The 25402-nt window shown below is 74.6% G+C and carries 11 protein-coding genes; 7 read left to right on the plus strand and 4 right to left on the minus strand.

Annotation, left to right across the window (positions count from 1 at the left end; genetic code table 11):
- Positions 1–94 precede the first annotated feature (94 nt).
- From ABGA98_RS16915 to ABGA98_RS16930, 4 genes are all read left to right on the plus strand, one after another.
- Positions 95–3490: a phosphodiester glycosidase family protein gene (locus tag ABGA98_RS16915; protein ID WP_347619251.1), complete on the plus strand. Its 3396-nt coding sequence runs from the start codon at positions 95–97 to the stop codon at positions 3488–3490.
- A gap of 150 nt (positions 3491–3640) precedes the next feature.
- Positions 3641–4522 carry a thiamine pyrophosphate-dependent dehydrogenase E1 component subunit alpha gene (locus ABGA98_RS16920; RefSeq protein ID WP_347619252.1) on the plus strand — a complete coding sequence of 294 codons (882 nt, stop codon included), beginning with the start codon at positions 3641–3643 and terminating at the stop codon, positions 4520–4522.
- Positions 4519–5691, plus strand: a complete 1173-nt coding sequence (locus tag ABGA98_RS16925; RefSeq protein WP_347619253.1) for an alpha-ketoacid dehydrogenase subunit beta — start codon at positions 4519–4521, stop codon at positions 5689–5691. Before ABGA98_RS16920 ends, ABGA98_RS16925 begins: the two co-directional genes overlap by 4 nt.
- On the plus strand, positions 5684–6871 hold the full coding sequence (locus tag ABGA98_RS16930) for a 2-oxo acid dehydrogenase subunit E2 (protein ID WP_347619254.1): 1188 nt from the start codon (positions 5684–5686) through the stop codon (positions 6869–6871). The genes ABGA98_RS16925 and ABGA98_RS16930 overlap by 8 nt, the downstream gene beginning before the upstream one ends.
- Here the strand turns inward: ABGA98_RS16930 and ABGA98_RS16935 are convergent.
- From ABGA98_RS16935 to ABGA98_RS16950, 4 genes are read right to left on the minus strand one after another with little or no spacing between them, the layout of a single operon-like run.
- Positions 6842–12211: an amino acid adenylation domain-containing protein gene (locus tag ABGA98_RS16935; RefSeq protein WP_347619255.1), complete on the minus strand. Its 5370-nt coding sequence runs from the start codon at positions 12209–12211 to the stop codon at positions 6842–6844. The two genes, ABGA98_RS16930 and ABGA98_RS16935, sit on opposite strands and share 30 nt — an antisense overlap.
- Complete coding sequence (locus ABGA98_RS16940; protein WP_347619256.1) at positions 12208–18618, minus strand: amino acid adenylation domain-containing protein; 6411 nt, start codon at positions 18616–18618, stop codon at positions 12208–12210. Before ABGA98_RS16940 ends, ABGA98_RS16935 begins: the two co-directional genes overlap by 4 nt.
- Positions 18615–20138, minus strand: coding sequence for a condensation domain-containing protein (locus tag ABGA98_RS16945; RefSeq protein ID WP_347619257.1), 1524 nt, complete (start codon positions 20136–20138; stop codon positions 18615–18617). The genes ABGA98_RS16940 and ABGA98_RS16945 overlap by 4 nt, the downstream gene beginning before the upstream one ends.
- 2 nt (positions 20139–20140) lie before the next feature.
- Positions 20141–21595 carry an AMP-binding protein gene (locus tag ABGA98_RS16950; RefSeq protein ID WP_347619258.1) on the minus strand — a complete coding sequence of 485 codons (1455 nt, stop codon included), beginning with the start codon at positions 21593–21595 and terminating at the stop codon, positions 20141–20143.
- 147 nt (positions 21596–21742) lie between these two features.
- On the opposite strand from ABGA98_RS16950, the gene ABGA98_RS16955 reads away from it, so the two are divergent.
- From ABGA98_RS16955 to ABGA98_RS16965, 3 genes are read left to right on the plus strand one after another with little or no spacing between them, the layout of a single operon-like run.
- Positions 21743–21976, plus strand: a complete 234-nt coding sequence (locus ABGA98_RS16955; protein ID WP_347619463.1) for an acyl carrier protein — start codon at positions 21743–21745, stop codon at positions 21974–21976.
- 10 nt (positions 21977–21986) lie between these two features.
- Positions 21987–23243: a condensation domain-containing protein gene (locus ABGA98_RS16960; protein ID WP_347619259.1), complete on the plus strand. Its 1257-nt coding sequence runs from the start codon at positions 21987–21989 to the stop codon at positions 23241–23243.
- Positions 23240–25354, plus strand: coding sequence for a N,N-dimethylformamidase beta subunit family domain-containing protein (locus ABGA98_RS16965; protein ID WP_347619260.1), 2115 nt, complete (start codon positions 23240–23242; stop codon positions 25352–25354). The genes ABGA98_RS16960 and ABGA98_RS16965 overlap by 4 nt, the downstream gene beginning before the upstream one ends.
- Positions 25355–25402: the final 48 nt, after the last annotated feature.

The following is a 25402-nucleotide window of genomic DNA, read 5'->3' on the forward strand; positions in this document are numbered from 1 at the left end:
GGTGGGCCCCGCGCGAGGCGTACAAGATCTGAAATTTTCTTTTAGTTCATGCGTAAGCCTTGAAAGTTATATCCATGAACGATTGAGTTCGGTCGTGCAGACCCTCAGATTGCTGGCCGCCGCCGCGCTCGTGTTAGCCCCCGTGGCCCTGAGCGTGCCCGCGCGGGCCGATGCCGCACCCCCCGCGGAGGACGCTCCCCAGGCGTCGTCCTACCCGCCGCCGTCCACGCTGATCACCAAGGCCGCCGACGGGCGGCAGCGGCTGGAGACGGCCAAGAGGACCCGGCCGGTCGCGCCGGGGATCTCGCTGACCTCGTTCGACACCTACGACCCGCTCGGCTGGCTGCGCGCCGACGCGATCACCGCGGACCTCGGCGGAGCGAAGGCCGGCTACGTGTTCTCCGGCGAGGTGTCCAAGACCGAGCCGCTGTCCGGCCCCGCCAGGCGCTCCCACGCCGTCGCCGCCGTCAACGGCGACTTCTTCGACATCAACAACTCCGGCGCCGCCCAGGGCATCGGCGTCCAGGACGGCACGCTCGTCCAGTCGCCCGTCGCCGGGCACGAGAACGCGGTCGCGATCACCGGCGACGGCGTCGGACGCGTGCTCAAGATGTACTTCGAGGGCACCGCCACGCCCGGCGGCGGCTCCCCGATCACGCTCACCCAGTTCAACCAGATCGTGCAGGACGGCGGCGTGGGGCTGTTCACGCCGCTGTGGGGCTCCTACAACCGGGCCCGCGCCGTCGAGGGCGCCACGTCCGTCGCCGAGGTCGTCATGAAGGACGGCGTGGTCACCGAGGTGCGCACCTCCGCGGGCACCGGCCCGATCCCGGCGGGCACCTCGATCCTGCTCGGCCGCGACGCCGGCGCCGAGGCGCTGTCCGGGCTGAAGCAGGGCGACCGGATCGACGTGAAGTACCAGCCCAAGGCGTCGGACGGCAGCACGGTCAAGGCGGCCGTCGGCGGCAACTGGGTGCTGGTCAAGGACGGCGCCGTACAGAACTCCACCGACACCAGCGCCCACCCGCGCACCGCCGTCGGGTTCTCGGCCGACGGCAGGAAGATGTACCTGCTGACCGTGGACGGCCGCCAGGCCGACAGCCGCGGCGTCACGCTCAACGAGCTCGCGGCCATGATGGTCGAGCTGGGCGCGGCCAACGCGCTCAACCTCGACGGCGGCGGCTCCTCCACCATGCTCGCCCGCGAGCCCGGCTCCGCCGACGTCCAGGTGGAGAACAGCCCCTCCGACGGCGGGGAGCGGCACGTCCCCAATGGCCTGGCGCTCTACGCGCCCGAGGGCAGCGGCAAGCTGAAGGGCTTCTGGCTGGAGACCGCGAGCGACCCGTCCAGGGCGCCCGGCGTCGCGCCCGTCGCCGGTGGCCGCCCCGACCGGGTCTTCCCCGGCCTCACGAGGCGCCTGTCCGCCGCCGGGTACGACGAGACGTACGGCCCCGCCGAGGGCGAGCCCGCATGGCGAGCGGAGCCCGCCGTGCACGGCGTCGTCCGCGACGGCAGGTTCCACGCCCTGGTGCCCGGCCAGACGACCGTCACCGCCTCCCGCGGCCGCGCCAAGGGCGACATCGAGCTGACCGTCCTGCAGCCGCTCCAGCGGCTCGGCGCCACCGCCGACCGGCTCGCCGTCGCCGGCGCGGACGGCGTGGCCACGTTCGGCGTGGTCGGCTACGACCGCAACGGCAACTCCGCGCCCATCGAGCCCGCCGACCTCAAGCTCGACTACGACAGGAACCTCTTCGAGGTGACCGCCGCCGACCACGGCTCCTTCACCGTCAAGGCCAAGCAGGCCTCGGGAGCGGGGCTGATCACCGCCAGGGTCGGCAAGCTCACCACCGCCGTGCCCGTCACCGTGGGGTTCGAGGAGAAACCGGTCGCCGACTTCGAGGACGCGGCCACCTGGAAGTTCGCCGCCGCCCGCGCCACCGGCTCGCTGTCGGCCGCGCCCGGTCACGACGGCGGCGGCCTCAAGCTGTCGTACGACTTCAGCACCTCGACCGCCACCCGGGCCGCGTACGCCAGCCCGCCGAAGGAGATCGTGGTGGAGGGGCAGCCGCAGGCGTTCGGGCTCTGGATCCACTCCACCGGCAAGGGGGAGTGGCCGAGCCTGGAGTTCTACGACGCGCTCGGGCAGTCGCAGATCCTGCGCGGGCCGTACATGACGTGGACCGGCTGGAAGTACGTCGAGTTCGCCGTGCCTCCCGGCGTCGACCACCCGCTGCGGCTGCGGCGCTTCTACGTGGCCGAGACCAAGGCCGACGTGCGGTACACCAACGAGATCATGATTGACGGCCTGGTCGCCAAGGTGCCGCCGCCGGTCGACGCGCCGCCCGCGGCCAAGGTCGCCGACCCGGTCGTCAGGGACGAGGTGGCGACGATGCCGTGGCGGTTCGCGGTCATGTCGGACGCGCAGTTCGTGGCCAGGGAGCCGGACAGCGACCTCGTCAAGAACGCCCGCCGCACGCTGCGCGAGATCAAGGCGGCCAAGCCCGACTTCCTGGTCATCAACGGGGACCTGGTGGACGAGGCGTCGCCCGAGGACTTCGCGCTGGCCAAGCGGATCCTCGACGAGGAACTAGGCGGAGAGCTGAAATATTACTACATCCCCGGTAACCACGAGGTCATGGGCGGCGCGATCGACACCTTCAAGGCCGCCTTCGGCGACACGTACCGGACCTTCGACCATAAGGGCACCCGCTTCATCACCCTGGACACCTCCCGCCTGAGCCTGCGGGGCGGCGGCTTCGAGCAGGTGGCCATGCTGAGGTCCGAGCTGGACAAGGCGGCGAAGGACACCTCGATCGGGTCGGTCACCGTCCTGTTCCACGTCCCGCCGCGCGACCCCACACCGGGCAAGGGCAGCCAGCTCGGCGACCGGAAGGAGGCGGCGCTCGTGGAGGGCTGGCTGGCCGACTTCCAGCGCACCACCGGCAAGGGCGCCGCCCACATCGGGGCGCACGTGGGGACGTTCCACGCCGCCCACGTGGACGCGGTGCCGTACTTCATCAACGGCAACTCCGGCAAGAACCCGGCCACCGCGCCCGAGGACGGCGGGTTCACCGGCTGGTCGCTGTGGGGCGTCGACCCGGTCACGCCGGCCGAGGCCGAGCACGTCAGGCGGAACTGGTTCGCCGACGCGCCCGACTGGATCGGCACCCAGGTGCGCCCGCACGTGGACGAGCTCGCGCTGACCGTCCCCGCCACCGTCGCCGTCGGCGCGGACGCCGAGGTGAGCGCCGCCGTCAGGCAGGACGACACGACGGTGCCCGCCGCCTACCCCGTCTCGGTGGCGTGGTCGGGCTCGCCCAACCTGCACGTCGGCAGCCGCAGGACGGCCAAACCCTGGCACGTCGCCGTGCTCGACCCCGCGAAGGGCACGCTCACGGCGCTGCGCGAGGGGAAGGTGACGGTCGCCGTGACGGTCAACGGCGTCACCGAGCGGGCGTCGGTGGCGACCACCGCCAAGGCCGCCGCCTGACCCCGTCCGATCCCCTCTGGACCAGGCCGCTCCACGCCGGGGCCGGGCCGCGTCGTCAAGGCGCGGCGCGGCCCCGGCATCCCCGTCCTGGACGCGATGTGCGGGTGTTGTATACGCTTTCAGGAGGTTTTCCTGGTGCTCGAGGAGCCTATGGACAGACTCTCTGACGACGACCTGGCGCTGCTGCTCCTCATCCGGTCCTTCGAGCTGAAACTCCTCGAGCTCTTCGAGCGGGGCGAGCTCAACGGCACCACCCACACCTGCCTGGGGCAGGAGTACGTCCCCGTGTCCCTGCGCCCGCTCCTGCGCGAACCCGACTGGGTGTTCAGCAACCACCGTGGGCACGGGCACTACCTGGCCAGGTTCGGCGACCCCGAAGGGCTGCTCGCCGAGATCATGGGCAGGAAGGGCGCGGTCTGCGAGGGCGTCGGCGGCAGCCAGCACCTGCGGCGGGACCGTTACCTGTCGACCGGGGTGCAGGGCCAGAGCCTGCCGGTCGCCGCGGGGGTGGCGCTGCGGCTGAAGCGGCACGAGCCGGGCGCGCTGGCGTGCGTGTACATCGGCGACGGCACGTGGGGCGAGGGCTCCGTGTACGAGGCCCTGAACCTGGCGCAACTGTGGCGCCTGCCGCTGCTCGTCGTGGTCGAGCACAACGGCATCGCCCAGTCCACGCCCACGGCCCTCCAGATGGCGGGGACGATCGAGGGCCGGGCGCGGGCGTTCGGCATCGGTCACCACCGCGTGGACCTGTTCGACATCCCCCGCGTCCGGGACGGCCTGGCGCCCCTGATCGACTCCGTGCGCGCCGACCCCCGCCCTCTGGTCGTCGAGTTCGCCACCCACCGCCTCGGCCCCCACAGTAAGGGCGACGACACCCGCCCGCCCGGCTTCCCCCGCACCGACTGGTACGCCGCCTACCGGGCCGCCCACCCCGCCCAGGCGGCCAGGATCGAAGCCGAGGCCCGCGCCCGCGTCGACGAGGTCGCCGCCGAGGTGGCCGCCCGCCCACCGGCGGCCTGGACGGCGGCGTGAGCCCGGGGGAGCCCGCCGGGCGTCCGGGGCCCGCCGTCCCGCCGGTCGCGGACCGGGGCGGCGCCCGGGTGGGCGAGGACCTCAACCGCGCCCTGCACGGCCTTCTGGAGGACGACCCCTCCGTGTACGTCCTCGGCGAGGACCTGCTCGACCCCTACGGCGGCGCCTTCAAGATCACCAAGGGCCTGTCGACCCGGTTCCCCGACCGCGTACTGACCACCCCGCTCAGCGAGGGCACCATCGTCGGGGCGGCCTCCGGGCTGGCCCTCGCGGGCGGCAAGGCGATCGCCGAGATCATGTTCGCCGACTTCGCCGCGCTCGCCTTCGACCAGATCCTCAACTTCGCCAGCAAGTCCGTCACCATGTACGGCGCCCGCGTCCCCATGCCGCTGGTGATCCGCTGTCCCTCCGGAGGCCACCGCGGGTACGGCCCCACGCACAGCCAGAGCCCGCAGAAGCACTTCATCGGCATCCCCGGCCTGTCGCTGTTCGAGATGTCGCCGTTCCACGACAACCGGGCCGTCCTCGACCGCATGCTCGCGCTGGGGGAGCCGTGCCTGCTCTTCGAGGACAAGGTGCTCTACACGCGGCGCATGTACCCGCCTGGACTGGCGGAGGAGCTGTTCCGATGGGATCTCGTGGGCGATGTGGCGGTGGTGCGCCTCGACCCGGCCGCGACCGGATCCGGCTCCGCGCCGCCCGCGACCGGCCCCGGCACTGGTTCCGTGCCGGCCGCGACCGGTCCCGGTTCCGCGCCGCTCTCCGGTGCTCCGGAGATCCCTCCCGGCGACCTCGACTACGTCGTCATCGTCCCCGGCGGGCTGGCCCACCGGGCGCTGGCGGCCATGCGAGCCCTGCTGCTCGATCACGACCTGGCAGGAGTGCTCCTGGTCCCCTCCCGCCTGTACCCCTTCGACCCGGCGCCCCTCCTCGACCTGCTCGGGCGGGCGCCGCTGATCTGTGTGGCCGAGGACGGCAGCGCGGGCGGCACCTGGGGCGGCCACGTCGCCGCCGACCTGCACACGCGGCTCTGGGGGCGGCTCCGGCGGCCGGTCAAGCTGGTCAGCTCGGCCGACAGCGTCATCCCCACGGCCGCCCACCTGGAAAGGGACGTGCTGGTGCAGGACAGCACGATCCGCCGCGCCGTACGGGAAGGGCTCGATGGTTGAGATCCGGGTGCCCAAGCTGAACTCCAACGACTCGGCGTACGTGCTGGTCGCCTGGCTGGCACCGGACGGGGCGGCGGTGCGCGCGGGCGAGGTGGTGGCGGAGGTGGAGACGTCGAAGACGGTCGAGGAGCTGGCCAGCGAGCACGACGGCGTGCTGACCCACCTGGCGCCGGCGGGCCGCGACATCGCCCCCGGCGACCCCATCGCCCGCGTCACCGCCCCGGACGCACCCGCCGGCCCGCCTTCCCGCCACCCGCCCGCCTCCGCCGCCCCCATGGCCGCGCCGACGGGGGCGGGGACCGGTGACGGGCCGTTGGTCACCGCGCCCGCCCAGGCGCTCATCGACGAGCTGGGCGTCGACCCGGAGCGGGTACGCGCGCTCCCGGTGAAGGTGGTGCGCCGCGCCGACGTCGAACGCCTGGCCGCCGCGGGCCCGCACGCGATCCCGGCACGCCGTGCAGGTGGTCCCGACGGCAGCGAGCCCGGACCGGTGACCGCCGATCGGGGCACGCCCGTGACCGGCGGTGGGAGCTTGCGGGCGTTGAGCGGGAACCAGCGCGCCGTGGGCAGGACCGTGAGCCTTTCGCACCGGACCGTCCCCGCCGCGTTCGCCGCCGTCAAGGTGGACGTGGGGGAGGCCGCCGCCGCGGCGCGCGACCTCACCCGGCGGCTGCGCATGCTGGTCGGCCTGCCCGACCTGCTCATCTCCGCCGTCGCCCGCCTGCACCACGACTTCCCGCTGTTCTTCGCCACCCTCGTGGACGAGGGCACCGCGAGGGTCCCGGACGCGCCGCACGTGGGCGTCACGATCGATCTCGGCACCGGCCTGTACGTGCCCGTCATCCGGGACGCGGACACGAAGTCCGTGACCGAGATCGCCGGGGAGCTGGGCGCGTACCGCAGGCTGGCGCAGCGCGGCGGGTTCAGGGAGGAGCAGCTCGCGGGCGGCAACATCGTCGTCACCCTGCACCACGACGCCGGCATCGTCATGGCCGTGCCGATCGTCTTCCCCGGCCAGGCGTGCGCCGTCGCCCTCACCTCCCCGCAGCCGGAGGGAGGGCGTACGGTGGCCGTGGTCGGCCTCGCGTACGACCACCGGCTGATCAACGGCAGGGACGCCGTGCTGTTCCTCCAGGCGCTGCGGGAGACGTTAGAGGGGACGCCGGCCGAGGGCCTGTAGGCCCACCAGGTCGTCGGGCAGGGCGTCGGCGCCGTCGTCGACCAGCGACGGCAGCCGGGAGCGCAGCGCGGCCAGCGCCAGCACCGCCATCGCCACCGCGAACAGCACGTACATCAGCCCGACGCCGCGGCCCTCCCCGGTGCCGACCAGCGCGCCGGCCGTGGACGCGAGCGGCCCGTCCGGGGCCACCAACGGGTCGAACACGGCCGCCCCGTACGGCGCCACGAGCCCGAACCCGAGCGGCAGCGTCGACCAGGCGATCAGCGTGTTCAGCGCGAACACCCGGCCGTGGAACCGCTGCGGCACCTTCACCTGCACGATCGTGGCGTAGATGCCGTTGAGCAGCGTCAGCCACAACGACATCCCGAACGCGCCGACGCCGATCGTCACGAGATCCGCGCGCAACCCCGTGACGAGGCAGAACGCCGCCAGCGCGAGCGTGCACCAGAGCACCGCCCGCATCCGGTGCCGCCCCGGCCCGCCCCAGACCGTCATGGCCAGGCCGCCGATCAGCACCCCGAGCCCCGACAGGAAGGAGATGCGCCCCACGTCCCGCAGTTCGGCGAATGAGAGCACCAGCGGCGAGAGCATGAGGAAGAGCGGCGACAGGAAGATGTTCAGCGCCGCGAAGAACAGCAACATCCGCCGGAAACCGTGGTGGCCCCAGGAGTAGCGGAACCCGGCGACCAGCTCGGCCACGACCGGCTCCTTGCGCCGCCACGCCAGCCGCGCGGGGAAGCGCACCAGCGACGTCACCACGATCGCGAACGCGTACCCCGCCACGTCCAGGATCAGGATGCCCTCCAGCCCGATGACGGCCATCAGCCCGACGGCGGCCAGCGGCACGAGCAGCTGCGTCATGCCCCCGGCCATCTGCACGATGCCGTTCGCGTGGCCGAGGTGGCGCTTGGGGACGAGCTGCGGGATGGCGGAGCTGTACGCGAGGCGCTGGAAGGTGAGCGCCACGGACAACACCGCCAGCAGCGGGTAGACGTGCCAGGTCTGCAGGTTGCCCGTCCAGAGCAGGACGCCCAGCATGAGCTGGGTGCCCATGGCCGCGTAGTCGCCGGCGAGCATGACGGTGCGGCGGTCGTTCCTGTCGACCACGGCTCCCGCCAGCGGCGCCACCAGCATCCCCGGCACCAGGCCGATGACGGCGAGCAGGGCGAACTGGGCGAGCGAGCCCGTCGTCAGGTAGATCCAGATGGGGATGGCGAACTCGGTCAGGGCCGACCCCATGATCGAGATGAGCTGCCCGCTCACGACGCCGAGGAAGCGCCGCATGCTCGGCTCCGGCGCCACCGCCCGCCCGCCTGCGCCGCCGGCCCGCCCACTGGCCCGCTCGCGGGCCGCGGGCCGGTGGCCGGGGTCCGTCCTGGACACCTCGCGCAGGCGCCAGTTCGGTCCTGACGCCTCGCCTCCCGAGGCCACGGCCCCGTGGACGCCGGTGACGATCTCGGCGAGCTCTTCCGCCCGATATTTCAGGAAAAAGTGGCCAGCCTCGTCCAGCTCCACCACGGCCGCCACCGGCGTCAGGAAATGCCACTCCCTGAACCGTTCCTCGAAGTACTCGGTCGCCGGGTCCCGCTCACCCGCCACGCTGATGACCGGCGCCCGCAGCGGCGTCACGGAGCTCCGGAACAGCCCGGTGAAATACTCCTCGGCCGCCTCCGTGTCCTCGCGCATGTTCCTGATGATGTGCCGCGCCTGGCCCGGGTCGAGGTCGCTCATGTCGAGCCCCATCGACGTCAGCCAGTTGGCGTAGCTGCGGTCGCTGCGCATGTACTCGCGCCTGGCCAGCCGCGACAGGGCCGCCAGCACCCGGTTCCCCGGCCGGGCGAACGGGAAGATCGCCCCGATGTACACCGCTTCGAGCGACCGCCCGGCCGCCTCCAGCCGCCGCGCGATGGCCACGGTCAGCGCCGACCCGACCCCGCAGTGACCGTACAGGGCCAGCGGTCCCCGTACGTTCCGCAGGATCTCCGCCACGCAGCGCTCCGCCACCTCCTCCAGGGGCTGCGGGTCCTCGTCCAGGCCCACGTCGTGCCCGGGGATGGACACCGCCCACAACGCGTGCGTCGCCGGCAGGGCGTCGGCCAGCGGCTGGTACGCCACCGCCGCGCCCCCGCCGTACGGGACGCACACGTACGTGAGGTCGGCGGGCCCGGCCCGGCGCGGCGTCAGCTCGTGCAGGAGGGGGCGCGGCCCGGTGGCTGCGCCGTCGGCGTGGGCGGCCAGCTCCCTGACCGTCGGGTGCTTGAACAGGTCCACCACGGCGACCGGCGCCGACCCCTGCGGCAGCTCCCTGCGTAACCGCGCCACGACCTTGATGGCGAGCAGCGAGTGCCCGCCGGCGTCGAAGAAGTCGTCGTCGATGCCGAAGTCCGCGCCGCCGAGCACGTCCGCCCAGACGGCGTGCACCAGGCGCTCGGTGCCGGTGCCCGGCTCGGCGCGCGTGCCGTCCGCCCCGGGGGCCGCGGACGGCGCGGGCAGGCGGCGGCGGTCCACCTTCCCGTTGGCCGTGAGGGGCAGCCGGTCGAGCGGCACGAAACGGGTGGGGATCATGTACGCGGGCAGGGTCTCGGCGAGGTGCGCCCGCAGCCGCACCGGGTCGGGGCCGGCGCCGGCCACGTACGCGACGAGCTGCGCGGCGGTGCCCTCCCCGTCGGTGGTCACCACGCACTCGGCGACGTCCGGGTGACGGGCGAGGTGGGTCTCGATCTCGCCGAGCTCGATCCGGTAGCCGCGGATCTTGACCTGGGCGTCGGCCCTGCCGAGGAACTCGATGGTGCCGTCGCCGGCATAGCGGCCCAGGTCGCCGGTCCGGTAGAGGCGCTCGCCGGTGCGCGGAAGGGTGACGAAGGAGGCGGCCGTCCTGTCCGGGTCGCGCCAGTAGCCGGTGGCGACGCCCGCGCCGCCGATGTACAGCTCGCCGGGCACGCCCACGGGGACGTCCCGCAGCCCGGGGCTGAGGATGTGGAAGGTCTGGTTGGCCAGCGGGCGGCCGTACGGGATGGACGTCCAGGACGGGTCCACCGCGCCGATCGGGTACGAGATGGACCAGATCGAGCCCTCGGTGGCGCCGCCCAGGCTGACGACCTCCGCGTCAGGGGCGAGCGCGCGGATGCGGTCCGGCAGGGTCAGCGGGATCCAGTCGCCCGAGAGCAGCACCAGGCGCAGCGAGCCGAGTTCGGTCCCCTCGTGCTCGGCGTGGTCGACGAGCAGCTCCATCAGGGCGGGCACGGAGTTCCAGACGGTGACGCGCTCCTCGGATACCAGGCGGGCCCAGGCGGCCGGGTCCTTGTCGCCCGACGGGTCGCCCATCACGAGGGTGGCGCCCGCGGCGAGGGCGCCGTAGACGTCGTACACGGACAGGTCGAAGCTGAGCGCCGACAGGGCGAGGAACCGGTCCGCGGGGCCGATCCGGTAGCGGCGGTTGAGGTCGCGCACGGTGTTGACGGCGGCCCGGTGCTCGATCACCACGCCCTTGGGGGTGCCGGTCGAACCCGAGGTGAAGATCACGTACGCGAGGTCGCCGGGTGTGGCGGGGTTCTCCAGCGGACCACCGGGGGCGTCCGGGACGGTGAGGCGGGTCAGGCCGGCCGGCCAGGCGAGGCCGAGCCACGGCTGGGTGACGGCGATCTCGCACCCGCCGCGCTCGATGAGCTCGAATCGCCGCTGGTCGGGCAGGTCGGCGTCGACCGGCAGGTACGCGGCCCCGGCCAGGTTGATCGCCAGGACGGCGGCGACCTGCTCCCAGCCGCGCTCCATGACCACCGCCACGAGCCGCCCGGGGCCGGCGCCGGCGCTCACCAGCTCGGCGGCCAGCGCGCGGGCCCGCCCGAGCAGCTCGGCGTAGGTCAGCGCGCCGCCCGGATGGACCACGGCGACGGCGTCGCCGTCACGGACCGGGTCCGTCAGCAGCCCGGGCGGGCCCAGGTCGGCGGCGGTGTCGTTCCAGCGTCGCCGCTCCTCCTGTTCGGCGGCCGTCAGCAGGTCGAGCTCCGCCACCGGAGTCTCCGGGGCGTCCGCCACCTGAGCCAGCAGCGTGGCCAGGTGCCCCGCCATGCGCTCCACCCGCCAGGCCGAGAACAGCGCGGTGTTGTAGACGAACAGGAACGACCCGTCGCCTCCGGTGTAGAGCTCCAGGTCGAACCGGGTGGCCCAGCGCCCCGGCTCGAACCCCTCCAGCGCCAGCGCCCCCGCCTCCGGCTCGCCGCCGTAGTTCTGCATGGCGAGGATCACCTGGAACATCGGCGAGCGCGACGGCTCCCGCGCCACGTTCAGCTCCGACACCAGCCGCTCGAACGGCACCTCCTGGTGCGTGTACGCGTCCGTGGCCGTGTCGCGCACCCGGCGCAGCAGCTCCGCGAACGTCGGCTCGCCCGACAGGTCCACCCGCATCGCCAGCATGTTGACGAAGCACCCGACCAGCCCCTCCAGCTCCGGCACCATCCGGCCGGCGACGGGTGAGCCGATCGTCACGTCCCGCTGGCCCGCGTACCGGCCGAGCAGCACCGCGAACGCCGCCAGCAACACCATGTACGGTGTGGCGCCGTGCTCGCGTCCCACCCGGTCGAGCCGCCCGGCCAGCTCCGCGCCGACGGAGAAGTGGTGCGCCGCGCCCGCGTGGGTCGGTTCGGGAGGGCGCGGCGCGTCCGTGGGCAGCTCCAGCGGCTCCAGCCCGGCCAGCCGCTCCCGCCAGAACTCCACGTCGCCGCCCGGCCGGTCCCGCTGCCAGGCGGCGAAGTCGCCGTAGCTCACGGGCAGGTCGGGCACCGGCTCCCCGCCGCAGAGCGCCACGATCTCGCGCAGCAGCACGTTCGCCGACCAGCCGTCGGCCGCGATGTGGTGCACGGCGATGGCCAGCACGTGGTCGCCGGCGGCCAGCCGCACCAGCAGCACCCTGATGACCGGCCCCGACGCCAGGTCGAACGGCTCGGCCAGGAACGGGCCCACCAGTTCCCTGGCGGCCTCGGCCGACTCCGCGTCCGCGACGGTCAGGGGCACCGCCGCCTCCCGCGCGACCAGCACGGACGGCTGCCCGTCAGGGCCCGTGGGGAACGTCGTGCGCAGCGGCTGGTGCCGGGACACGATCCGCTCCAGCGCCGCCTCCAGCGCGTCCGCGGTGAGCGGGCCGCGCACCCGCCGCACCAGGGGGATGGTGTGCGCCGGGCTGCCGGGGGCGTACTGCTCCATGAACCACAGCCGCTCCTGCGCGTACGACAGCGGCGGCGCCTGCCCGGGCGGCAGCGCGGGGACCGACGGCCCGGCCGCCGGGCGGCGCCTGCGCAGCCGCTGGGTCAGCAGCGCCCGCTGCGCCTCGCTCAGTTCCGTCATGGGCCCTCCCGATCCAGCAGGCTCCTCGCCTGCTCGTCGGACAGCACCGCCACCTCGGCGGCCAGCGCCTCCTCGACGGCGACCGCCAGCGCGGCCACGGTACGGCGGTCGAACAGGGTGCGGATCGGCAGGTCCACGCCCGCCAGGGCGCGCAGCCCGGCGGCCACCCTGATCGCGAGCAGCGAGTGGCCGCCGAGCGCGAAGAAGTCGTCGAAAGCGCCGATCTTGCCGGCGCCGAGCACCTCCGCCCACACGTCCGCGACCAGCTCCTCCGCGTCGGTGCGCGGCGGCACGTCGCCGCCCTCGGCGGGCCCCGGCAGGGGCAGCGCGCGCCGGTCCAGCTTGCCGTTGCGGGTGAGGGGGAGGGCGTCCAGCACGACCCAGTGGGTGGGGACGAGGTGCGGGGGAAGCCTGCGGGCGACGTACGCGGCGGGCTCGGGCGCGGGCGCGGACCCGCCGGACGTGCCGGACTCGCCGGGGACGATGTAGGCGATGAGGTCGCCGTCCCTGGCGAGCACCGCGGCCTGGCGCACGTCCGGATGCCCGAGGAGGCAGTGCTCGATCTCGCCCGGCTCGATCCGGAACCCGCGTACCTTCACCTGGTCGTCCAGCCGCCCGAGGAACTCCAGCTGCCCGTCCCGCCGCAGGCGCACCCGGTCGCCGGTCCTGAAGACGCGGCCGCCCGGCCCGGCGGCGAAACGCGGGTCGTCCCCTCCGAGGTAGCCGCGGGCCACGCCGGGCCCGCCGACGTGCAGCTCGCCCGGCGCGCCCGGAGGCACCGGGCTTCCGTACGCGTCGAGCACCCTGACCGTGGTCGCGCGGACCGGGCGGCCGATGGGCGGGCGCGGGTCGCCGCCGCGCAACTCGGCGGCCGTGGCGATGATCGTCGTCTCGGTCGGCCCGTACGTGTTGACCAGCCGGACCCGGTCCCCGAACCGCTCGCGCCAGCGCTCCACCGCCCCGGCCCGCACCTGCTCGCCGCCGAGGATCACCAGGCGCAGCCGTTCGGGCCAGGCCACCTCGTCGACCATGCTCACCAGGTGGTGGAAGTAGGCGGTCGGCAGGTCGAGCACGGTGACGTCGGGCCGCCTGGCGAGCAGCTCCGGCAGGGCGGTGCCGCCACCGGGCAGCAGCTCGACCGTGGCGCCCGCCGCCAGCGCCGGGTAGATCTCCTCCGCGTGGGTGTCGAAGCCGAGCGCGGCCAGCTGGACGACGCGGTCACCGGGACCCAGGCCGTAGACGGCCCGCATCCACCGGATCCGCTCGGCCAGCCCGGCGTGCTCGACCACGACACCCTTCGGCGCGCCGGTCGATCCCGAGGTGTGGAGGACGTACGCGGCCCCGCCGCAGCGTTCGTGCGCCGCCCCGCCGGAGGGTCCGTAGGCTACCGCTTCCCCCTCCGGCCCGGCGTGGGGTCCTCGCGCCGGGCCGTCCTCGATGACGAGGCCGTCCGTGACGACGAGGGACGCCACGGAGGCCATGGCGCGCAGCCGCTCCTCCGGGTAGGCGGGATCCAGCGGGAGGTAGGCGGCGCCGGCCCGCCAGATCGCCAGCATGGCCACGACCGCGTCGACCGAGCCGCCGGCCATCCGCAGCCCCACCACGCCTGTCGCGCCCCGCCCCGCCGGTTCCCCGGCCGGTTCCCCGGCCAGTTTCCTGGCCAGCTTCCCGGCCAGCCGGGCCACGCGCCGTTCCAGGCCGGCGTACGTGACGGCGTCCTGGCCGCAGCTCACGGCCACCCGGTCCGGGTACGCCGCCACCGCCTGCGCGATCAACTCCGGCACCAGGGCCGCGGGATCGGGGCCGTCCCCGCCCGCGGCCGCCCAGCCGGGCGGAGGGCGGCTCGCCGTCTCGATCAGCGCCTCGTCGGCGGCCGTGAGCACCGGCAGGCGTGACAGCGGCGCGTGCCGGTTGCGGGCGTCGGCCACCCCGCGCAGCAGCACCTCGAACCGCGCCGCCAGCACGGCCACCGTCTCCGCGTCGAACAGCCCGGCGTCGTACCCGAACGCCACCCGCAACCGCCCGGGCGCCCGCCACGCCTCCACCGTCAGGTCGAACTTCGCCTGCCGGTACCCGTCGTCGAAGAACGACATCCGCAGGTCGCCCAGCCGGTCCCGCGCCCCGTCGCGACCGGCGAGGCCGGCCGTCTGGCCGTTCAGCGCGAACATGGTCTGGAACATCGGCTTCCTGGTGACGTCCCGCTCCACGTCCAGCTCCGCCAGCAGCTGCTCGAAGGGCACGTCCTGGTGCGCCATCGCGTCCAGAACCGTGCCGCGCGTGCGGGCCAGCAGCTCCTCCAGCGTCGGGTCGCCCGACAGGTCGCCCCTCAGCACCAGCGTGGTGCTGAGGTAACCGACGAGCGGCTCCAGCTCCACCCGGTTCCGCCCCGCCGCGGGCGAGCCCACCAGCACGTCGTCCTGCCCGGTGTGCCGGCACAGCAGGAGCTGGTACGCGGCCAGCAGCACCATGAACAACGTGACCTGATGCCGGCGCGCCGTCGCTTCCAGCTCGGCCAGCAGATCGCCGGGCACGTCCAGCAGGTGGACGCCGCCGCGCAAGGGCTCCGCGCCGTGCGGCCGGTCGGTGGGCAGGTCCAGCGCCGGCGGGTCGGCGAGCTGGGCCCGCCAGTACGCCAGCGCCTCCCCGGTGTCCTGCTCCCGCTGCCAGAGGGCCACGTCCCCGTGCTGCACGGCCAGGGCGGGCAGCCCCGGCGAGCCGGACGCGACGGTGTCCTGCGCCGCTTCACGTGGGGCCGTTTCGTGCGGGGCCGTTTCGCACCGGGCGGCTTCGTACCGGGCCGTTTCGTACCGGGCCGTTTCGTACAGGGCGGCGAGGTCGTCCAGGAGGACGGTGATCGACCAGCCGTCCGCGACAATGTGGTGGAGCACCACGCACAGCACGTGGTCGGCGGGGCCGAGCCGGATCAGGGAGACGCGCAGCGGCGGCGCCGCACCGAGATCCAGCGGCGCGTTGGTGCGGGCGGCGACCAGCGCCCGGGCCTCGTCCTCGTCGCGGGCGTCGAGCCGTTCGACGCGGACGGGCGAGGGGCGCTCGACGACGGCCACCGGCCGGCCGTCCACCTCGGGGAAGCGGGTGCGCAGCGACTCGTGCCTGGCGACCAGCCCGGTCAGCGCCCGCCGCAGCGCCTCCTCGTGGAGCGGGCCCTGGAGCCTGCGCACGACGTACATGTTGTACGAGGCGTCGCCGGGGTCGAGCCGGTGCAGGAACCACAGGCGTTCCTGGGCGGGGGAGAGCGGCGGCAGCGTGCCCGCGGGGCGGGGCAGCAGCGGCCTGCCCGGCGTGTCCCCCTGATCGTCGAGCGTCGCGGCGAACCCGGCCACGGTCGGGTGCGCGAACAGCGCCCGCAGCGGCGCGGGCGTGCCCGCGTCCGCCAGCCGGGCGATGACCCGGGTCGCCAGCAGCGAGTGGCCGCCGAGCGCGAAGAAGTCGTCGCCGGCGCCGAGGTCGCCGGTGCCGAGCACCTCGGCGAAGATCCGCGCCACCTGCCGTTCCCTGGCGGTGGCCGGCCGCCCGCCCCGCCCCGCCGCGGGACGCGACGGCGCGGGCAGCGCCTGCCGGTCCACCTTGCCGTTCGGGGTCAGCGGCAGCGCGTCCAGCGCCACGACCGCCGAAGGCACCATGTACGCCGGCAACCACTCCGCCGCCCGGTCCAGCAGGTCGCCGGGAGCGCCGGGCGCCACGTAGGCCACGAGCACGTCGTCCCGCGCCACCACGGCGGCCTCGCGCACCCGCGGATGCCGCAGCAGCGTGGCCTCGATCTCGCCGGGTTCGACGCGGTGGCCCCGCACCTTGACCTGGCCGTCGTCCCGCCCGAGGAACTCGAGGGTGCCGTCGCCGAGCCACCGGACCCGGTCGCCCGTCCGGTACCGGCCGCCCTCGAACGGCTCCGGCGGCTCCCCGGGCCCGCGCAGGTAGCCGAGGGCGACCCCCGCGCCGCCGATGACGAGCTCTCCCGGCACGCCGACCGGCGCCGGCGACCCCCACCGGTCGAGGACCTGGACGGTCGTGTTGGCCAGGGGCCTGCCGATGCTGACCCGCTCGGGCGACTCGGGCACCTCCCAGGCGGTCGACCAGATCGTGGTCTCCGTCGGCCCGTACATGTTGAACAGCCGCCGCGCCCGCCGCCGCAGCCTTCTGGCCAGCGCGAGCGGCAGCGCCTCGCCTCCGGCCAGCGCGACCAGACCGGCCGGGTCCAGCCCGCCGGCCAGCAGCATGCCCCACCCGGACGGCGTCGCCTGCACGTGCGTCACCCCGGATCGGGCGGCCAGCCCGGCCAGCGCCACGCCGTCCCGCGCGGTGGCGTCGCCGGCCAGCACCAGCCGCCCGCCCGTCACCAGCGGCAGGAACAGCTCCAGCCCCGCGATGTCGAACGACAGCGACGTGCTGCCCAGCCACGCGTCCCCCGGGCCGGATCCGAGCAGATCCGCCATCCCGGCCAGCAGGTTGACCAGCGCGGAGTGCGGCACGGCCACCCCCTTCGGCACCCCGGTGGACCCCGACGTGTGCAGCACGTAGGCGGCCGCTCCAGGCCCGGGACCGGCCTCCGGCGCTCCGCCGCCCGGCATCGTCTCGGCCGGAGCGGAGAGGGGCAGCGTCCTGATGTGCTCGGGGAGGGGGGCCGACGGGCCGGCGAGCGCCACGCGTACCCCCGCCCGATCCACCATCCCGGCGACCCGCGCCGCCGGCAGCGCCGGGTCCACCGGCAGGTAGGCGGCCCCGGCCAGCATGACGCCGAGGAGCGTCCCCGGCAGGTCGGCGGTGCGGGGCAGGCACACCGCCACCACCGACCCCGGCCCGGCCCCGCACGCCCGCAACTCCCCGGCGACCGCCCGCGCCCGCGCCGCCACTTCGGCGTACGTGCGCCGTTCCCCGCCACGCCCCCCGCCGTGTTGCCTCGCGCGCCCGTCGTCGTGTTCCCCGCCGTGTTCCCCGTCGTGTTCCCCGTCGTGTTCCCCGTCGTGTTCTTCCTCGCGCTCCCCGTCGCACTCGACGGCCACCGCGTCCGGCCGCGCCCGCGCCTGCCGCAGGAAGAGGTCCACCACGGTGCCGCCGGGCACGGCGAGCGCGGTGCCGTTCCAGGTCGTGGCGACCAGCTCGCGCTCCCCGGACGGCAGCACGTCGAGCTCGGACAGCCGCGCCTCCGGGCGGCCGGCGACCGAGGCGAGCAGCGTACGGAAACGGGCGGCCAGCCGGTCGGCGGACGACTGGTCGAACAGGTCGGCGCTGTAGACGAACGCGCCGCGCAGCCCGTCGCCGTCGGGCCACAGGTCCACCCGCAGGTCCACCATGGCGGGCGGCACCCCGTGCGGGAACGGCGTGCTCTCCAGGCCCGCGAACGTCGCCGCCTCGCCGTAGCCGACCGCCGCGTTGTGCAGCCCGAACATGGTCTGGAACAGCGGCGTGCGGCTGAGGTCGCGGTCGATGTCGAGCGCGGACAGCACCCGCTCGACGGGCGTCTCGCCGTGCGCCATCGCCTCCAGCACGGTACGCCGGGTCCTGCGCAGCAGTTCGGTGAACGGCGGATCGCCCGAAAGATCGCCCCGCAGCACCAGCGTGGAGGCGAACAACCCCACCATCGGCTCCAGCTCCGGCCGGGCCCGCCCGGCGGTGGGCGTGCCGACCAGGATGTCCTCCTGCCCGGTGTGCCGGGCCAGCAGCGCCTGGTAGGCGGCCAGCAGCACCATGAACAGCGTGCAGCGCCCGGCCCGCGCCAGCCGCCGCAGCCCGCCCGTCAGCGCCGGGTCGAGGTCGACGTGCGACTCGCCGCCCCTGCTGCCGCGGCGGGCCGGGCGCGGTCGGTCGGCGGGCAGGTCCAGCGGCGTGGCGCCGGCGAGCTTGCCCGTCCAGTAGCCGACGTCGGCGTCCGCGGCCCGCTGCGCGTCGGCGTACCCGGCGTACGTCACCGGCAGCTCGGGCAGCGCGGCCGGCGTGCCGTGCGCCCGGGCGGCGTAGCACCTGGCCAGGTCGTCCATGAGCACGTTGAGCGACCAGCCGTCGCCGATGATGTGGTGCAGCACGACGCAGAGCACGTGGTCGCCGCCGGCCAGCCGGATCAGCGTGATCCGCAGGGGTGGCGCGGCGCCCAGCTCGAAAGGGGTGTTCGCGCGTTCCTCGCACAGCCGCTCGGCCTGCTCGGGCGTCGCGAGCTCGACCAGCTCGACGGGTACGCGACCCGGCGGGTCGACCACGGCGACCGGCTGGCCGTCGGCCTCGGGGAACCTGGTGCGCAGCGCCTCGTGCCTGGCCGCCACGTCGGCGAACGCGCCGGTCAGCGCCCCGGCGTCGAGCGGGCCGCGCAGCCGGCGCGTGACGACCACCCGGTAGGCGGGGTCGGCCGGGTCGAGCCGCTGCAGGAACCAGAGCCGCTCCTGCCCGAGGGAGATCATGCGCGCAGCTCGCTCACCGCCGCCGCCACCCCGGCGACCGTGGGATCGTCGAGGAACACGTCGAACGGCACCTCCACGCCGAGCCGTTTCCTGATCCTGGCGCTGATCTGGGTGATGGTGAGCGAGTGGCCGCCCAGGTCGTACAGGTCCTCGTCGGGGGCGACGTCGTCGATCCGCAGGACCTCCATCCAGATGAGCCGTACCTGCTCGACCAGTTCGCCGTCCACGGCCCCCGCCTCCCGCGCCGGCGCGGGAGGGCCGCCGGAGCCCGCGGAGCCCGCGGAGCCCGCGGCGACCGGCGGCGGGGCGGCGGCGGGCCGCGCGCGGGCCGGCGCCAGAGCTGTCAGGGGCACGTCGGGGTCGGCGCCGGCGGCGGCCAGCACGGCCCTCAGATCGTCGCCTGCCGCCTCCACGTCCTGCGCGGACACGAGGTCAGGGCTGTAGTGCAGGGTGAGCCGGAGCCCGTCGTCGCCGTCCACGGCCTGCAGGTGCAGCACGTTCCTGACCGTGCGGCTCGACATCTTCCACTCGGCCGACGTCCGCAGGCCGGGGAAGACCACGTTCGCCGCCCGCCGCCGGAAACTGATCGACACCGGCGCCAGCGCGGGCCGCGGCCTGACCCCGCCCGCGGCGCGGGCCGCGGGGACGTCGCGGAAGCGGTTCAGCTCGCGTACCTCCGCCCTGAGGGCGTGGGCGAGCTCCCTGAACGTGGTGTCCGGCTTGGGGGCGGAGTAGACGGGCAGCTCGGTGGCGAACAACCCGATGTGGTCCCGCGTCCCTTCATGCCGGGTGGACATGGCGATGGCGACCGCGACCTCCGCGTTGCCGTAGGAGTACAGCAGGCCGTGCACGGCGGCGAGGAACGCCTCGAACCGCGTGACCCCGGCCGCCCGCGCCGCGGCCATCTCGCCGGTCAGGTCGAGCAGGACCTCCTCGGCGCGGCCCGCCGTCCCCACGGCCCTGACCGTCCCGCCGATCACCACCTCGGACGCGTCCCGCCAGCGGGCCCGCCAGTACGCGGAGGCCTCCGGCGGGATCGCGAGCGGAGCACCGTACGGCATGGGCAGCGGCGGCGGCGCCTCACCTGCGTAGGCGGCCGCCAGGTCGCGCGTCAGCAGGTCCTTGGACATGCCGTCGAACACCAGGTGGTGCCCGACGAACAGCAGCACGTGCCGTTCCCGGGCCACCTCGGCCAGCGTGAACCGCGCCAGCGGCCCGCGCCCGAGGTCGAACGGCCGCGCGATCTCCGTACGCAGCAGGTGCTCCGGATCCGGCGCGGTCGTGACCGCCACGGGCGGCCGCCCGGCGGCCGGCACCAGGTGCAGCTCGCCGTCGCGCTGCTCGAACGCGCACCTCAGCACCGGATGGCGGTCGACGACCGCCTCGCACGCCCGCACCATCGCCTCCCGGTCGAGCGGTCCGTCGAACCAGAGGGCGAACGGCATGTGGTAGGCCGTTCCGGTGCCGTGCAACACCTCGGTGATCCACATGCCGTGCTGCGCCTGCGATGCCAGGACCATGTTCACTCCTCTGCCAGACGGCGCAGTTCCCGCTTGATGACCTTGCCCGCGGCGTTCCTCGGCAGGACGTCGAGGCAGAGCAGCTTCGACGGCAGCGCGTGCCCGGCCAGCCGGCCGCCGAGGAACGACCGCACGTCGCTGAGCGCCAGCGGCTCGCGGGCCACCACCGCCGCGGCCACCGCCATGCCCATCACCGGGTGCGGCACGCCGAACACCGACGCGTCCGCCACCGCGGGATGCTCGTGCAGCGCGGCCTCGACCTGCAGCGTCGAGACCTTGAACGCGCCCGACTTGATCACGTCGCCGTCGCGGTCGACGAGGTACAGGTAGCCTTCGTCGTCGAGGTAGCCCAGGTCGCCCATGCGCACCCAGCCGTCCCGGAAGGCGTCGTCCCGCTCGCCGTAGTAGGCGCGGGGGTGGGCCGCCGCGCGCAGCCACACCTCGCCGGTCGTCCCGGCGGGTACGGGTTCGCCCGCGGGGTCGGCGATCCTGAGCCGCGACCCGCCCGCGGCGCGGCCGAGCGAGCCGGGCCGGTCGCCGTCGTAGATCATGATGGTCTGGGCGGGGGCCGCCTCCGTGGAGGTGTAGTAGTTGGCCACGGTCGCGTTCGGGAACGCGCCGGTGAGCTCGGCGGCCACGGCCGGCGGGAGCGCGGCGGCGGCCGAGCCGAGCAGGAGCACGCTCGACAGGTCGTGGCGGTCCTGGACGCGGGCGTTGAGCAGTTCGATCGCCATCGCGGGCACCACGAAGCAGGTGCCGGCCGCATGCTCCTCGATCAGGGCGGCGAAGCGGGCCGGGGTGAACATCGGCAGCGTGACCACCGTGGGGGCCGCGGTGAGCGCGTGGAGCACCATCACCTGGCCGGCGTTCGTGCCGATCGGGAAGGCGTGCACTAGATGCCGGGAATGAGCGAACGGGCGGCGCTTGGGGTGCACGGGCGGGGAGGTCAGGTTGGCGTGGGTGGCGGCCACGCCCTTGGGCCGGCCGGTGGTGCCGGAGGTGTAGAGGATCTGGGCGAGCGAGAGCGGGTCGATCGCGGGCGGAGGCGGCGCTTCCGAGGGGCGTGACAACTCCTCGAAGGCGATGACGGTGGGCCCCGCCGGCGGCTCCCGCAGCGCGTCGCGGCCGTGCACCACCGCCGCCGCGCCGCAGTGCCGGATCATGTACGCCTGCTCGGGAGGGGCCGCCCGGTCCGGCAGCGGCACCGCCACGCCGCCCGCCTTCAGCACGGCCATCCAGCTCACCGCGTAGTCCAGCCAGTCCTGGCCGCCGAACACCAGCGCCACCCGGTCACCCTGGAGCGGCCCCGGCAGCCCGCGGGCGGCGGCGGTGGAACGCTCGTCCCATTCGCGCAGGGTCAGGGCTCCCTGACCGGCGACGACGAGCGCTTCGTGCTCGGGTTCGGCGGCTGCTCGGGACGACAGGAGTTCGGGGACTGGAAGGGCCGACGGAACCACCCCCAGAATTTTTTTCGTCGTGCCGCTTGACGCTAGAAAAAATGCACAAAGGCGTCAAGCCCTCACCTTCTGGCGCTTGCCGACATCTGGTAACGCGTGACACACTCGCCGCGGATTCCCCGATCACGGAGGGTTCGCCAGGTGCAGATGGATGGAGAGCTCCGCGAGCGGCTCGCCGGCATGATCGTCAAGGCCACGGACGGCGCGGTCGACCCGGCCGAGGTGATGGCCGGGCGGACCCGGCTGAGCGATCTCGGCGTCACCTCGCTCGCCTACCTGCGGCTGATCGACGCGGTGGAGGCCGAGTTCGGGGTGCAGCTCGAACCTGCCACCCTGGACGGCCTCGACGAGCTGGTGGACTACGTACGGCTGCACGGCTGACCCGCCCGGCATGGCTGAACCGGTCGGCGCGCCGCTCACCGCCCCCCTCACCTGGGGCCAGCAGGACATCTGGCGGGCCGTCCTCGCGGCCGAGCCACAGGACCACTACCTGACCATCGGCCGCGTGTTCGACGCGCCCAGGAAGCGGCCCGTCACCGTGGAGCGCGCCGCCCAGGCCCTCGACCGGCTGGTCGCCAGGCACGAGTCCCTGCGCACCCGGCTCACCGGACCGCGCGACGCGCCGCTGCAGCTGATCTTCCCCGAGGCGCGGCCCGCCTTCGAGGTGACCGGGGACGAGCCGGCCCAGCAGGTGTGCGACCGGCTGGCCGCCGTGCCGTTCCGGTACGCGGAGGAGTGGCCGTTGCGGGTGGCGTTCGTGACGGAGGGAGGACACGTACGCCAGGTCGTCCTGGTCCTCAGCCACCTCGCCGCCGACGGCCACGCGGCCGACCTCGTCGCCAAGGACTTCCGGCTGCTCCTGCTGCGCGACTCCCTGCCGCCCCCGCAGGGCCCGGTCCCCAGGGAACTGGCCGCCTGGCAGGGCTCGGCCGAGGGCCTGCGCCTGTCGCGCGAGACCATCGCCGCCTGGCTCGCCGAGCACGCCCGCCTCGACCCGGTCCCGCCGCCGTCCCACCCGCCGGACCGGCCCCGGTTCGTGGAGGTCACCCTGCGCTCGCCCGCCCTCGACGGCGCCGCGCAGGACGTCGCCGCCCGCAACCGGGTCAGCTCCTCCACCGTGCTGCTGGCGGCCGCGATGCGGCTGGCCGGCGGGCTCACCGGGCAGCGGTTCCACGGGATGCGGGTGATCGTGAACAACCGGTTCGCGGCCGGCCGCCGCGACGTGGTGGGCACGATCTCGCAGGAGGCGCTCGTGGTGCTCGACCTCCGTACGGAGTCGTTCGACGCGCTGGTACGCCAGGCGTGGGGGAGCGCGCTGCGCGCCTACCGGCTGGCCCAGTACGACCCGCGCGCGATGGCGGAGGCGGTCGGCGCCGCCGGGCCGGGGATCAGGTCGTTCGGCTGCTTCAACGACCAGCGGCTCGTGCAGGAGGACGGGGCGCCGCGCGCGTCCGTACCAGGGGTGACGGAGGTGACCAGGACGGACGCGATGGACCGCAACATCTGCGACTTCCGCGTGCACGTCGGCGGCGAGCCCGGCCGGATGGAGGTGTCGTGTTACGCCGACACCGCGCTGCTGCCGCCGCCGGACGCCGAGCGTTACCTGCTCGACCTGGAGAAGCTGGTGGTGGGGGAGGCCCGGTCATGAGCCTGTACGCCACGGCGACGTCGTGCGCGCAGGGCGAGGCGCTGCGCTTCCGCCTGCTCGGCGAGGGCGGCGGACCGGTCAGGGTGGAGGACGTGCCGTCCGGGCGGACCGTCCTGGAGGGCGCCGCCGCGCCGGGGCCGTACTGGACGCTGAAGGTCGGGGCGGACTGGCCCAGCTCGCTCTACCGAGCCGTCTACCACGAAACTTCGGCATATTTCGTCGTACGCAGTGTCGTGCCCGCTTCGCCCATTCTGGTGTCGATCCCGTTCCCCACCTGGGAGGCGTACAACCGGCCCGGCGTCCCCGGCGAGGGCCTCTACCAGTCGGAGCAGCCCGACCGCGCCGTCAAGGTCACCTTCGACCGGCCGGGAGCCGGGCCGCAGGTCGAGGAGTGGGAGCTGGGCCTGCTCCGCTGGCTCGCGCCGGCCGGCTACACCGTCGACTACTGCTCGGCCCTCGACCTGCACGGCGCCCCCGCCCGCCCGGCCCCCGACCCTCGTGAGGGGCTCGGCCCGCATGGAGGTCTCGACCTGCTGAGCCGCTACCGGCTGCTGGTCGTCAACGGGCACGACGAGTACTGGTCGTGGGAGATGCGGGACGCGGCCGAGGAGTTCGCCCGCCGCGGCGGCAACATCGCCATCTTCTCCGGCAACACCTGCTGGTGGCAGGTCCGTTTCGAGGACGACCTGCGGACCATGGTCTGCTACCGCGACGCCGTCGCCGACCCGCTGGCCGCCACCGACCCGGGCCGCGTCACCGTCGAATGGCCCAGCGAACCCGTCAACCGCCCGGAGAACCTCCTGACCGGCCTGTCCTTCAGGAACGGCGCCGGCTGCTGGGTCGACTCGCGGGTCATGGCCGAGGAGTCCTACACCGTCCGCTTCGCCGGGCACTGGGTGTTCGAGGGCGCCGGGCTGGCCGACGGCGACACCTTCGGGCGGGGGGCGATCGGCTACGAGACGGACGCCGCCGACCTCGACTGGGTGGACGGCGTTCCCCGGGCCTCCGGCCGCGACGGCGCGCCTCCGTCGCTCGTGGTGCTCGCCACCGCCGACCTCGCCCACTGGCGCCGCTACGGCAGGGCCGGGGCGGCCACCATGAGCGTGCACCGCCTCGGCGCGGGCACCGTCTTCAACGCGGGCACCATCAACTGGGGCAACACCCTGCACGACCCGGCGCTGGCCCGCATCACCCGCAACGTCCTCGACCGCCTCTCCCAACCCCCGCCCGGACCCGCCTGGGAACCGATCGGCCCCGCCCCCCGGCCCACCCCGCCCGCGCCCGTGCGGGCCGGACCTCCAGCCGCGGAGGCTTGGCCCGTGACCGTCCCGGACCGTGCCCGCGGATCGTCGGGGGTGCCGGGGGAATCCCCGGCCATCCTTGGGGAGACGCCGGGTTCAGGGTCCCGGAGCGTGCCTGGGGAAACGCCGGCTGCCTCGTCCCCGCGCGCCGGTGGTGTCCGGGCGTTGGTGTGTTGTGAGGGCCGGCTCTTCGCCGCCTGCGCGGACGGCACGCTCGCGTACCGGGATATCTCCGGTCAGAACCTCCCGTGGCGAACGATCGACGAGACCGACGCGATCGCCCTGGCCGCTCCAAGGGAGGCGCACGGCGGCCCGCCCGCCGGTCTCTACGGCGTCGCCCCCGACGGCACGATCCGCTACCGAGACCCCGTGCCGGGCCCCGCACCCTGGCAGGACGCCGGCCGGGCACCCGAGGGCACCACCGGACTGGCCGCCGCCGACGAGGCACTGTTCGCCGTCACCACCGCGAACGAACTCTGGCACCTCCCCATCCGGCGGCTCCCCGCTCACGACTGGACCCCGATCGGCCCAGCACCCGGCGCGACGACCGGCCCAGGGAGCGGCCCAGGGAGCGGCCCAGGGAGCGGCCCAGGGAGCGGCCCAGGGAGCGGCCCAGGGACGCTGGCCGCGATGAACGGCAGGCTGTTCGGCGTCGCGGGCGACCGTATCCTCACCCGATCGGTGAACCGCCACGACATGCCCTGGGCGGATCTGGGCCCCGCGGCCGGACACAACGTCCTCGCCGCCGCGTCCGGCCGCCTCATCGGCGCGGGCCCCGACGGCATCCTCCGCTGGCGGCCGATCGCATGACCATGACCGGGCACGCGCGGCCGGTGGTGGTCCGCGGGTGAGGGCCGG

This window comes from Nonomuraea sp. B1E8, assembly GCF_039871515.1.
In the GTDB taxonomy this organism is placed as follows: domain Bacteria; phylum Actinomycetota; class Actinomycetes; order Streptosporangiales; family Streptosporangiaceae; genus Nonomuraea.